The following is an 11,503-nucleotide window of genomic DNA, read 5'->3' on the forward strand; positions in this document are numbered from 1 at the left end:
TTCCTTAAACGCTCAGGCCGCCGAACAGCGTCGGCATGTCGAGCGGGCGGAAGCCGTAGTGGTTCATCCAGCGGACGTCGGCATTGAAGAAGTCGCGCAGGTCGGGCATGCCGTATTTCAGCATGGCGATGCGGTCGAGGCCCATGCCCCAGGCAAAGCCTTGATATTCGTCCGGATCGAGGCCGCCGTAACGCAGCACGTTTGGGTGGACCATGCCGCAGCCGAGGATCTCCATCCAATCCGTGCCCTCACCGAACTTGACGATCGGGCCGGAGCGGTCGCACTGGATATCAACCTCGAAGGAGGGCTCGGTGAAGGGGAAGAAGGACGGGCGGAAACGCATCGTCACGCTGTCCACCTCGAAGAAGGTCTTGCAGAATTCTTCCAGCACCCAGCGGATATTGGCGACATTGGCCTTCTTGTCGATGACGAGACCTTCGACCTGATGGAACATCGGCGAATGCGTGGCGTCGGAATCCTGGCGGTAGGTCTTGCCGGGAATGATGATGCGGATCGGCGGATCCTGCGATTCCATCGTGCGGATCTGCACCGGCGAGGTGTGCGTGCGCAGAACCTTGCGCTCGCCCTTTTCATCCGGATTGAAGAAGAAGGTGTCGTGCATCTCGCGGGCCGGGTGTCCCTCGGGGAAATTCAGAGCCGTGAAATTGTAGTAGTCGGTCTCGATATCGGGGCCTTCGGCAATCGAGAAACCCATGTCGCCGAAGATTGCGGTGATCTCATCGACGATCTGGCTGATCGGATGGATGCGGCCGCGTTCGGCCGGCGAGGAGCGCACCGGCAGGCTGACGTCGACCGTTTCAGCCTTCAGGCGGGCATTGATCGCGGCTTCCTTCAGCACCGATTTGCGGTCGGCAAGGGCGTCGGTTACTTCGTTCTTCAGTGCATTGATTGCTGCGCCGCGGGTCTGTCGCTCTTCCGGCGTCATGGCGCCGAGCGTCTTCAGGAGCTCAGAAATCGAGCCCTTCTTGCCGAGCGCGGAAACACGAACGGTTTCGAGCGCAGGCTCGTCATTGGCGGCGGCAATTTCGGCAAGCAAAGAGGATTTAAGCTGGTCGATATCTGACATTGTCTTCTTTCCGTCCAGATCAGGCGGCGTTCGAAAGGCGGGCGCGGCAAGGCCGCGCAAGCAGTACAAAGAAAGAAAAACCCGCGCTAGCCCAAACCAGCGCGGGTTTCCCAAAATTCAAAAAAGCGTCAAGCTTGGGAAGCGCTGGTTAACGAACCGCGCCTTCAAACTCATTAGCCGTGCCGGTTTCCTTGAGGTACTCAAGGGCCTTCTTGGCGGCAGCAACCAGGGCACCGAATGCTTCCGGCTCGTGGATTGCCATGTCGGAGAGAACCTTGCGGTCGACTTCGATGCCAGCCTTGTTCAGGCCGTCGATGAAGCGGCCGTAGGTCAGGCCGAATTCGCGGACGGCAGCGTTGATACGCTGGATCCAGAGGGCGCGGAAGTTGCGCTTGTTAACCTTGCGGTCGCGGTATGCGTACTGCTTGGCGCGGTCAACGGCAGCCTTGGCGGTACGGATGGTGTTCTTGCGGCGGCCGTAGAAACCCTTGGCCTGCTTCAGAACCTTCTTGTGCTTGGCGTGGGCGGTGACGCCTCTTTTTACACGTGCCATTTCATGATCTCCTTAATCTAACGCGTTACCGGAATAGTCTCAGAGACCGTTCGGCAGATAGTTCTTCACAACCTTGCGGCCATCGGGTTCTGCCAGAACCATGGTGCCGCGTGCATCGCGAATGAACTTGTTCGTGCGCTTGATCATGCCATGGCGCTTGCCAGCGGCAGCCGCCTTGACCTTGCCGGTGGCGGTGATCTTGAACCGCTTCTTGGCAGCAGACTTCGTCTTCATCTTGGGCATTTTGCTACTCCGTTCTGAGAGCTCCTCACCCGCTTCATCAAAGAAGCCCTTCTGCGAAAGCCCTGTTACGGTCTTCGCCAAAGGCGTGGGAGCGTTTGTTGTTGATCTGCGGGGCCAGTGACGAAACCTGCCCGCAAGCATTCGAAACTGCCACGGCATGCCCTGCCGGTCAGTTCGGACGCGCGCTTATAACCGCAGCGTCATGAAAGTGCAACGGGGCGGATGATGATTCTTGCACCCGCAAGAAACACAAAAGCCGCCCTGTTGGACGGCTTTGAGCGAAAGGATGCGGCACCGGTTACTTCGGCGCCAGCACCATCATCATCTGGCGGCCTTCGAGCTTGGGCTCGGCTTCGACCTTGGCAATCTCAAGCGTGTCGGCCTTGACCTGCTGGAGAAGCTTCATGCCGAGTTCCTGGTGGGCCATTTCGCGGCCGCGGAACTTCAGCGTTACCTTCACCTTGTCACCTTCGTCAAAGAAGCGACCCATCGCCTTCATCTTCACCTCATAGTCATGGGTGTCGATGTTCGGACGCATCTTGATTTCTTTGACTTCAACCACCTTCTGCTTCTTGCGCGCTTCGGCGGCCTTCTTCTGGTTGGCATATTTCAGCTTGCCCAGATCGAGGATCTTGCACACCGGCGGCTCGACATTGGGAGAAATTTCGACGAGGTCGAGGCCGGCTTCTTCCGCCATTCTCAAGGCCTGGTCGGTAGGCACGACGCCCAGATTCTCACCGTTCGCCCCAATCAGCTGAACTTTGGGAATGCGGATTTCACGGTTCGAACGCGGTCCATCCTTTACGGGCGCGTCGGTTTTAAAGGGTCTGCGAATGGTCGTATTCTCCTCGCGTTGTTCGGAACGTTGCAGCTTCGTGTCCCAGTTCGAAAGGGGGCACAAACGGGTCACGCCATCACTGCAACGGATTCAATAACACCCTATAGCGGAAAAATCACCTGCTGTCAGCCTGTCAAGAATCTGTTTTATAGACCAAAATAATAGGAGTTCTGCCCGATGTCCGACGAGATGCCCATTCTTCAGCCGAAGTTCCTGACAGTCGGTGAAGGCGAGGACGCGCGGCAGATCGCCATGCTGCTACGGCCGGCGCGGACAGACGCCGACCTTCCCGCCCTCGTCTGGCTATCCGGCTACCGATCCGACATGAGCGGCAGCAAGGCCGTCGAAATCGACCGGCTGGCGGAGGAGCTGGGTGCCGCCTGTATCCGTCTCGACTATTCCGGCCACGGGCTTTCCAGCGGCACCTTCACCGACGGCACGATCTCGCGCTGGCTGGAGGAGGCGCTCGCGGTGATCCGCGATACCGCTCCCAAACGGATGATCCTCATCGGCTCTTCGATGGGCGGCTGGATCGCACTCAGAGTGGCGCAGGAGCTTGCTAAAGGCGGCGGTCCGAAGCTCGAAGGCATGGTGTTGATAGCGCCGGCGCCGGACTTCACCTCTGATCTGATCGAGCCGCACCTCAAGAAGAAGGAACGCGCCTCGCTGGAGGAGCGCGGCTATTTCGAGGAACGCTCGCAGTATAGCCCGGAGCCCAACATCTACACGCGCGCCCTCATCGAGGACGGCCGCCATAACCGGGTGCTGACCGGCATGATCGAAACAGGCTGCCCGATCCATATCCTGCAGGGCATGAAAGATGCTGACGTGCCCTATCTGCATGCGATGAAACTCGTTGAGCATCTTCCGGCAGACGACGTGGTGCTGACCTTCATCCGCGACGGCGACCACAGGCTGTCGCGCCCCCAGGACATCGAGCGGCTGCGCAGCGCCGTCAAAGGCCTCATCCGATAGACTGAAGCCAGTCGTCCACCAAAGAATATGCAACTGCCCGAATAGAAGACTTTGGTTGAATAAGTTATGCTCAGCTATCCCTAAGGTTATGTCGCATTTTAACCATGTCTACGAGTTGCAAGGCCCTCCCAAGAAGTAACGATTGACTCCTTTCGGCCCTCTCCGTTAACTGTTTGTTAATAAATGAAGGGCGATGCAGGGAAGTAGGGCGTGCGGATCAAGGGTTTCCTCGTGGCCATGATGGCCGTGTTTGCAATGGCGCCGGCCGCTATTCCGGCTCCTAGCAAAAATGCCTCCATGGTGACCGGCAATGCGACATCGCAGCCGGTCGGTCATTACGACTTCTGTCAGACGCACCGCAGCGAATGCGGTGCCAACCGCAATACCGGTCCGGTCGCCATGACCGGCGCCAAGTGGGCCACGGTCCGTTCGGTCAACGCGACCGTCAACCGCACCATCACGCCGATGACCGACAAGGAGATCTACGGCAAGGATGAGGTCTGGGCCTATCCGACCACGGCTGGCGACTGCGAGGACTTCGCGCTTCTGAAGCGCCGTATCCTCATCCAGCGCGGCTTCTCGCCTGCTGATCTGCTGATGACAGTCGTCCGCAAGCCTGATGGTGAAGGTCATGCGGTGCTGACGTTGCGTACTGCCGAAGGCGATTTCGTGCTCGACAACCTGGCTTCCGACGTCAAGCCGTGGTTTGCGACGCCCTATAGCTTCATCAAGCGCCAGTCGAGCTTCAATGCCGGTCGCTGGGTCACCATCGAGAATGGCCGCGACGTTCTGGTCGGCGCTCTGAAATAATTAATTTTGAGGGGACTGTGGGAAAGGCCGGCGAAAGCCGGCCTTTTTCATTTCTGAGCTATGCTTGAACCGCTGTCTGTGGTCACGCGTTCCCGATGAAAATACCGGCTGCGAGCACGAGGCTGCCGCCGACGACCACCTGGAAGGCGGCGCGCAGGAACGGCGTCTCCATATATTTGTTCTGGATGAAGGCGATCGCCCAGAGCTCGAAGAAGACGATGATGGCGGCGGTAATCGTCGCGGTCCAGAAGTCCGGGATCAGGTAGGGCAGTGCGTGGCCGAGACCGCCGAGCGCTGTCATTATACCGCAGGCAAGTCCGCGCTTGATCGGCGAGCCGCGGCCGGAGATCTTGCCATCGTCATGGGCGGCTTCCGTGAAGCCCATCGAAATGCCGGCGCCGACCGAGGCCGACAGGCCGACGAGGAAGGTCTGCCAGGTATCCTGCGTGGCAAAGGCCGCAGCAAAGATCGGCGCCAGCGTCGAGACCGAACCATCCATCAGACCGGCAAGGCCCGGCTGCACATAGGTCAGGACGAACTGGCGGCGCGCGGTCTCATCCTCCTCCTTTTTTACATCGTCAGGCGTGTGCTTGTCGCCCAGCATGCGGGCGATGTCCTCATGGCCCTGCTCGGCGAGAGCGAGATCGCCAAGCAACTGACGGGTGGAGGCATCGGAGGTCTGCTTGATCGCCTCGACATAGAAGCGGTAGGCCTGCTCCTCCATCGCCTCGGCTTCCTGCCTGATGGCATCGAGAGAGAGGTTGGCACGCAGCCAGTCCGGTTTGCGCTCGTAAAAGCCCTCTACATGCTCGCGGCGGATCAGGGGGATACGTTCACCGAAGCGCTGACGGTGAATTTCAATCAGCGACTTACGGTGCGTGTCCTCCACCTCCGCCATATCTTCAAACACCTTGGCAGAGGCTGGAAACTCCTGTCGCAAATGCTCCGCGTAAGCGAGATAGATGCGGGCATCATCTTCTTCCGAGGCGATGGCGAGCGCCAGAATTTCCTGCTCGGAGAGAGAGCGGAAGGAACGTTTCGGTGATCTGAAAAAACGGGCCAACATAAGGAATCTCCAGTAATTTAGAATTATTCTAAATCTAAAGAGGCAAACCGCGTGGGTCAAGATCAAAGCCCGGCGGGATTGACAGAATGCCGCGATCTGCCGATCGCGCTTTGCTGAGGCAGCACGTCAACCTATATGGAAGCTGCTGCAGCACGCGGCACCGGGGTTAAAGATGAATAACGAGATACAGGGACGGGCCGCGCATTTCGCCGCGATCCGTGAAAAGGCCGAGGCCGAGATGAAGGTGATCGGCGTGGACGAGGCCTTCATTTCGAAGCTGGTGGAGACTTTCTACGGGCGGGTGCTCAAGCATCCCGAGCTCGGACCAGTCTTTGATGCGCGGCTTTCCGGCCGCTGGCCTGAACATATGCAGAAGATGAAAAGCTTCTGGTCGTCCGTCGCCTTCCGCAGCGGCGCCTATGGCGGCAAGCCGGTGCAGGCGCATCTCGGCGTCGCAAACATGACGCCGGAACTTTTCCCGAAATGGCTTTCGCTGTTTTCGCAAACGCTCGACGATGTGGCGCCGACCCCGGAAGCCAAAGAGTGGTTCATGGCGACTGCGGAGCGGATCGCAAAGAGCCTGACGCTGTCACTCTTCTACAATCCGGCGCTCGACGATCCCGCGAAGAAGATCGGCTGACGCTTTACTGCCTTGCCGAAAAGGTCGCGCCAGCGCTTGCGGCGACGACCAAAGCCGTTCCGGCCATCTGCAGAAGCGTCATCGGCTGCGCCAGAATGACGAAGCCTGCGAGGGCTGCAATGGCGGGTTCCAGGCTCATGAGGATGCCGAAGGAGGCCGTCGGCATCCGCCGCAGCGCAATCAGCTCCAGTGTGTAAGGCAGCAGTGGCACCAGAATGGCAAGGCCCGCCATTTCGATCAGGCCGTAACCATCAAGCTTCGGCACGGCGCCGGCAAAGCCGAAGGGCGTTGCGACCACCGCGGCAACCATGAGCGACATGGAAAGCCCTTCCAGCCCCTTGAAGCTTGCGCCGATCTTCTTCGTGAGCACGATATAGATCGCCCAACCGGTTCCCGCACCAAATGCAAAGAGAACACCGAGGGGATCCCCAACCCAACCTTCACCGTCATGAGCGAGAGCCAGGACGCCGAAAGCAGCAATGAGCGGCCAGATGAGGCGCCGGCTCAATCCGTAGCCAATGGTCGCGACGGAAAGCGGCCCAAGAAAATCGATCGCGACGGCGAGACCGAGCGGAATGCGCTCGATCGACGAGAAAAAACTCATCGTCATCAGCGCCGTCGTCGTGCCGAGGACCAGGGCGCTTGTCCATTGGGCGCGGCTGTAGCTGAAGATGCGCGGGCGCACCGCGATTGCCAGAAAGATGGCAGCGAAAGCGAGGCGCAGCCAGGTGGCACCGACCGGCCCATAGGTGGCGATGGCGGAGGAGGACAGCGCCGCGCCGAACTGGATGGAGGACATGGACATGAGGCACATCAAGCCGCCGGCAGCCACACCGCCAAATGCAGCAGGCGTCTTCGCCGTCAGCGTGCCCGTTCCGGCGCTCGTTCTTTCTTCCATTGATATCTCCGATTGCGCGCTCTTCATATGAGAGCAGGGCATGAGCGACAAATTCAAACTTCTGATCGGGGCAGCAAAAGGCTTGATGCGATATCAGAGGCGGCCTGAGAGGATCACCTCTTCGGCGTCTTCGAAGCTCATGCCGAAGACCCTCTTGCCGATCTCGAAGCTGAATCCGTTACGGGCGAAGGCGGAGAGCTCCTTTGCCTTTCGTTTTTCATCAAGCTCGACGCGGCGGAACGGGCCGAAGGCGCGTTTGCGGGCGAATATCGCCGCGGCATAGAGATCGTCGGCCTCTTCAAGTGCTGCCTCCACCTTGTCGTTGGAGACGCCCTTAACCGCAAGCTTCTGGGCGATAGCGCGCTTCGACTTGCCATTGCGCACGGCGGAACGCGTGCTGATTTCAGCATAAGCGTTATCGTCGATCGCCTTGTTGTCATAGGCAAATTTGACGGCGAAATCGGCGACAGCCTTGAGCTGTGCTGCGTTGATGTCCTCGAATTTCTCCTTCGCCTTGCGGGTGATGGCGTCAAAGAGCTGCTTTTCCGTCATCATGCGCCGCTCGAGGCGATAGATGGTCGAGTTGCGTGCCCAGCTCAGCATGCGGGGCGTCGGAATATCGGATGGGACGGTCTCGTCGGTCATCAGGAGGAGATCAGGCTTCCAGACCCTTGAGCACATTGGCGACATTGAGGCTAATCTCCGGCACACCGTAGCCGCCCTCCATGCAGGTGACGACTGGCAGGCCGGCCGCTGAGATCATCTCGCCCATGCGAATGAAGTCCTCCGATTTCAGCTTGAAGAAGGAGATCGGATCGCGCTCGAACGTATCGACGCCGAGCGCCACGATGATAGCTTCGGCACCGAAGGCCTTGATGCGGGAAAGCGCATCGGCAAGGGCTGACGACCAGACATCGAAACTGGTGCCGGGCGCCATCGGGTAATTGCGGTTGGCGCCCTCGCCCTGCCCTTCGCCCGCTTCATCGGCATGACCGAGGAAATAGGGAAAGGCGTGGAGGGGATCTCCATGCAGTGAGGCGGTGAAGACATCACCGCGACGATAGAAGAGATCCTGCGTGCCGTTGCCGTGATGGAAATCGACATCAAGCACGGCAACCTTCTTGGCGCCATGATCCAGCAGACGCTGGGCCGCGACGCCGGAATTATTGATGAAGCAATAGCCGCCGAAGAGATCGATGCCCGCGTGATGGCCCGGCGGGCGGCAGAGCGCGAAGGCGAAGCGGTTGCCGGCATTCAGCCAGTCCGCGCCTGTCATCGCGCAGCGCATGGAGGCAACAGCTGCCTCATAAGAGCCCTTGGTGATGGACGTGTCGGCGGCATTGGCGTAATGGCCGATCGCGCCGACGATGTTTTCGGGCACGCGCTGGCTGGTGCGGCGGACGGGGAAGGAATTGGCGATCGCCTCGCCCTTATATCCTGCCGCCACCCAGCGACCCCACACTGTCGCCAGGAATTCCAGATAGGCCGGATCATGCACCTTGCGCGCCGTTTCGAGATCGTGCGGTTCGGGGGCGACGACATCCGAAAAGCCCGCCTCCCTCACTGCGGCGAGAATCCATTCCGCCCGGAACGGCGCCTCGAAAGGCGTCACGAGCTGGCCATCATGCAGCTCCGTCTTCGCATCACGCAGCTTGTGGTCTTCGGAATAGATGACGCGCACGAGTGTCCTCCGCAAATCAGTCTGTCAGACTCAAGCCTTACACAGGCCCGTCTAAAGAAAAAAGCGCTGAACACGCCTTGATCGCCACTGCAGATGACGCCACGTTCAAGCCGATTTCAGAACGCGTCCCTTTTCCTCAAGAGATTAAGCCCAATGAAAATCCTGATGGTCGATGTCGATGGCGTGCTGGTTCACGGACGGCCGGCGGACGGTCTGCCGCTCTTCACTTATCTCGAGCGCGACCTCGGCCTGTCTGCGCCGTTGCTTCAACAGGAATTCTTCAAGCCTTACTGGGTCGGCATCGTCACCGGCCAGGAGCCGATCGAGCCCCGCCTGACGGAGGTTCTCGGCCGGATCGCACCGCATCTTAACGCCCAGACCCTGCTCGACTACTGGTTCGAAAACGACTCCCGTCTCGACCGGCAGTTGCTCGACGATCTCGCCCGCCTAAAGGACAAAGGCACGCTTCTTTATCTCGCCACCAACCAGGAGCATCAGCGCGCCGCTTACTTGCGTGACGTGCTGGGGCTCGGCGCGCTTTTCGACGGCATGTTCTACTCTGCCGCACTTGGCGCGCGAAAGCCTTTCAGCGATTTCTTCCGGCTTGCGACGCAAGACGTCGGCGCTGCCCCTGATGACATCGGCTTCATCGACGATGTCGAGGAGAATATCGTGGCGGCCAAGGATTTCGGCTGGAAGGCCCTGCATTGGACGCCGGCTTCAAGATTGGCCGACGCGATAGACGCCTTTACACAACGCGATCAGGCCACGCGCTTGTAAAAGAAGGTAGTGGCGCACAGGCCACCTTCAGGCCAGAGCGCATAATCGGGAATGACGCCGACGCGCTCCCAGCCGAGACGCGGGTAGATGGCTTCAGCATCGCTGCCGGTTGCCGTGTCGAGGACGAGAATCGTCTTGCCGCGACGGGCCGCTTCGCGTTCGGCMATGTCCATCAGCAGGCGCGCCAGGCCATGGCCGCGAGCGGAGYGGTGAACGAGCAGCTTCTTCAGATCGCCGCGGTGCGGCTGGTTCGGCATCTGCGCAGCGCCGACCTGCACGGTGCCGACAATTTTGCCATCCACTTCGGCGCCAAAGAGCAGAGTGGCGCCATCGGCAACGGCTTCGGCGACACTACGCCAGTAGGGTTCGGCGTCCGCAGGTGTATAGGGCTGCATGAAGCCGACCGAGGCGCCGCCATTGACGCAATCGGCAAGCACCTCGCAGAGGTCGGGAATCGCCGCGTGTGCCTCGGCGGCGGAGAAAAGGCGGATGGTCGGCATGATGGTCCCCTGATAAATGAGCACGTGATTTAGTGGTCGCCACGGTCCAGCACGACGCAATAGCGTGCCGGCGCGTGACCCGGATTGTGAAAGACATGGCCGTCGCCGACCGGCATGAAGAGACAGTCGCCGGGCTTGAGGCGATGGACGGTCTCACCAACAGTCATTTCCAACTCGCCGTCGAAGAGCCAGACATGCTGCGTCATGCCGCGGCTGGCGGTATGCGGCGGGAAGCTGACCCGTGCGCCAGCCGGAAATTCGACATCGACGATATCGACATCCGAGGCTGTGCCTGGCGGCGAGACGGCGCGGCGCATATAGCCGGTTTCCGGATCGCGCCAGATCCGTTGGTCCTGACGACGCGAGAGCGGCGACGCTTCCTGCCCTTCATCGGCAAAAAACTCTGAAAGCGACAGGCCGAGCGCGGCGCAGACCCTCGCCAACAGCGAAGCCGTCGGGCTCGCTTCTGCGCGCTCGATGCGGGAGATCATCGCGCGGCTCACGCCGGAAGCAGTGGCGAGATCATCCAGTGTCAGCCCCTTTTCCGTCCGCAGCGCGCGAATACGGATACCGATTGCCTGCTCGAATTCCTGTTCCATTTGTCAATCCGTGATTCCACTATAAGAGAAATACATGATCCAATGATGGAATCAAGTCCTCGCGAGCAGCCTTGCTTTCACCATGGCGGCGTCGATATATGGCAGCGGCATTCAAGAGCGGAGAGCAAGATGGACGGTATTGCGCAAGGCACTGAGACGGGGGAGAGCTTCACGGCTGCCGCCTGGGACAGAATCAAGCCCATCATGGCCGAGATCGAGCGATTGCCACTTCTGGAACGGCTTTCGGATGGCACGCTGCCGCCGGAGGTTTTCCGCCACTACATCCTGCAGGATGCGATCTACCTGAAGCATTATGCCCGCTGCCTTGCCATCGTCGCGGCCAAGGCGCCCGACAATGCGCAGGTGCTGCGCTTTCTCGGGTCGGCTCAGAAAGCGATCACCGTCGAGCAGGGCCTGCATGCCGGCTTCCTGACGCAGTTCGGGATTTCGAGCGCGGATGTGACGGCCGCCGAACCCTCACCATCCTGCTTCGCTTATACGAATTTCCTGCTGGCGACGGCCTATCACAGCTCCTACGCGGTTGCGCTTTCGGCGATCCTGCCCTGCTTCTGGATCTATTGGCATGTCGGCGAAGGCATCAAGAGCAGGCCGGCGATCGAGGGCAATGTGTTCCAGGCCTGGATCAATACCTATGGCGATCCGCAGTTCGCCGCTGGCGCCCGCGAAGTGATCGCGCTGACGGATATTGCCGCCCGCGCCGCCTCGCCGGCAGAGCGCCAGCAGATGATGGAGGTTTTCGTCCGTGCCTCCCAATATGAATGGATGTTCTGGGATTCGGCCTGGCGGCTGGAGACTTGGCCGGTCTGAGCCAC

15 protein-coding genes are annotated in these 11,503 nt (G+C 60.0%); 5 read left to right on the forward strand and 10 right to left on the reverse strand.

Features of this window, described 5'->3' with window-relative positions:
* Positions 1-4 precede the first annotated feature (4 nt).
* The 4 genes from pheS to infC form a co-directional block, all read right to left on the reverse strand.
* Entirely contained in the window at positions 5-1,087 is a 1,083-nt protein-coding gene (gene pheS, locus AC1DM5_RS14905) for a phenylalanine--tRNA ligase subunit alpha (protein WP_477821609.1), read from the reverse strand.
* Positions 1,088-1,235: 148 nt separating this feature from the next.
* Positions 1,236-1,640: a 50S ribosomal protein L20 gene (gene rplT / locus AC1DM5_RS14910; protein WP_007813309.1), complete on the reverse strand. Its 405-nt coding sequence runs from the start codon at positions 1,638-1,640 to the stop codon at positions 1,236-1,238.
* Between the two features lie 39 nt (positions 1,641-1,679).
* The gene (gene rpmI / locus AC1DM5_RS14915; RefSeq protein WP_007529267.1) at positions 1,680-1,883 is read right to left on the reverse strand and encodes a 50S ribosomal protein L35; all 204 of its coding nucleotides are present in this window, start codon (positions 1,881-1,883) and stop codon (positions 1,680-1,682) included.
* A 298-nt stretch (positions 1,884-2,181) separates the two neighbouring features.
* Positions 2,182-2,718, reverse strand: a complete 537-nt coding sequence (gene infC, locus AC1DM5_RS14920; RefSeq protein WP_113325702.1) for a translation initiation factor IF-3 — start codon at positions 2,716-2,718, stop codon at positions 2,182-2,184.
* A gap of 180 nt (positions 2,719-2,898) precedes the next feature.
* Between infC and AC1DM5_RS14925 the strand changes: the two genes are divergently transcribed.
* On the forward strand, positions 2,899-3,696 hold the full coding sequence (locus tag AC1DM5_RS14925; protein ID WP_477821608.1) for an alpha/beta hydrolase: 798 nt from the start codon (positions 2,899-2,901) through the stop codon (positions 3,694-3,696).
* 210 nt (positions 3,697-3,906) lie between these two features.
* Positions 3,907-4,506, forward strand: coding sequence for a transglutaminase-like cysteine peptidase (locus AC1DM5_RS14930; protein ID WP_477821607.1), 600 nt, complete (start codon positions 3,907-3,909; stop codon positions 4,504-4,506).
* 82 nt (positions 4,507-4,588) lie between these two features.
* On the opposite strand, the gene mbfA is transcribed toward AC1DM5_RS14930, so the two are convergent.
* Positions 4,589-5,572, reverse strand: coding sequence for an iron exporter MbfA (gene mbfA / locus AC1DM5_RS14935; RefSeq protein ID WP_113325689.1), 984 nt, complete (start codon positions 5,570-5,572; stop codon positions 4,589-4,591).
* 172 nt (positions 5,573-5,744) lie between these two features.
* Between mbfA and AC1DM5_RS14940 the strand changes: the two genes are divergently transcribed.
* A complete protein-coding gene (locus AC1DM5_RS14940) occupies positions 5,745-6,212 on the forward strand; it encodes a group III truncated hemoglobin (protein ID WP_477821606.1) in 468 nt (155 codons plus the stop codon).
* A 4-nt stretch (positions 6,213-6,216) separates the two neighbouring features.
* On the opposite strand, the gene AC1DM5_RS14945 is transcribed toward AC1DM5_RS14940, so the two are convergent.
* The 3 genes from AC1DM5_RS14945 to AC1DM5_RS14955 form a co-directional block, all read right to left on the reverse strand.
* Positions 6,217-7,110, reverse strand: a complete 894-nt coding sequence (locus AC1DM5_RS14945; RefSeq protein ID WP_477821605.1) for an EamA family transporter — start codon at positions 7,108-7,110, stop codon at positions 6,217-6,219.
* 93 nt (positions 7,111-7,203) lie between these two features.
* Entirely contained in the window at positions 7,204-7,755 is a 552-nt protein-coding gene (recX, locus tag AC1DM5_RS14950) for a recombination regulator RecX (protein WP_477821604.1), read from the reverse strand.
* Positions 7,756-7,765: 10 nt separating this feature from the next.
* Positions 7,766-8,791 (reverse strand): histone deacetylase family protein, encoded by a 1,026-nt coding sequence (locus AC1DM5_RS14955; RefSeq protein ID WP_477975183.1) that lies wholly within the window; start codon positions 8,789-8,791, stop codon positions 7,766-7,768.
* A 153-nt stretch (positions 8,792-8,944) separates the two neighbouring features.
* On the opposite strand from AC1DM5_RS14955, the gene AC1DM5_RS14960 reads away from it, so the two are divergent.
* Positions 8,945-9,571: an HAD-IA family hydrolase gene (locus AC1DM5_RS14960; RefSeq protein WP_477821602.1), complete on the forward strand. Its 627-nt coding sequence runs from the start codon at positions 8,945-8,947 to the stop codon at positions 9,569-9,571.
* Here AC1DM5_RS14960 and AC1DM5_RS14965 read toward each other — a convergent pair.
* Together AC1DM5_RS14965 and AC1DM5_RS14970 are read right to left on the reverse strand one after the other, a co-directional pair.
* Complete coding sequence (locus tag AC1DM5_RS14965; protein ID WP_477975185.1) at positions 9,553-10,071, reverse strand: GNAT family N-acetyltransferase; 519 nt, start codon at positions 10,069-10,071, stop codon at positions 9,553-9,555. The two genes, AC1DM5_RS14960 and AC1DM5_RS14965, sit on opposite strands and share 19 nt — an antisense overlap.
* A gap of 29 nt (positions 10,072-10,100) precedes the next feature.
* Positions 10,101-10,670 carry a helix-turn-helix domain-containing protein gene (locus AC1DM5_RS14970; RefSeq protein ID WP_477821600.1) on the reverse strand — a complete coding sequence of 190 codons (570 nt, stop codon included), beginning with the start codon at positions 10,668-10,670 and terminating at the stop codon, positions 10,101-10,103.
* A gap of 129 nt (positions 10,671-10,799) precedes the next feature.
* Here AC1DM5_RS14970 and tenA point away from each other — a divergent pair, with 129 nt between their 5' ends.
* Positions 10,800-11,498: a thiaminase II gene (tenA, locus tag AC1DM5_RS14975; protein WP_477821599.1), complete on the forward strand. Its 699-nt coding sequence runs from the start codon at positions 10,800-10,802 to the stop codon at positions 11,496-11,498.
* Positions 11,499-11,503: the final 5 nt, after the last annotated feature.

The sequence above is a fragment of the Rhizobium sp. 01T437 genome (genome assembly GCF_056398505.1).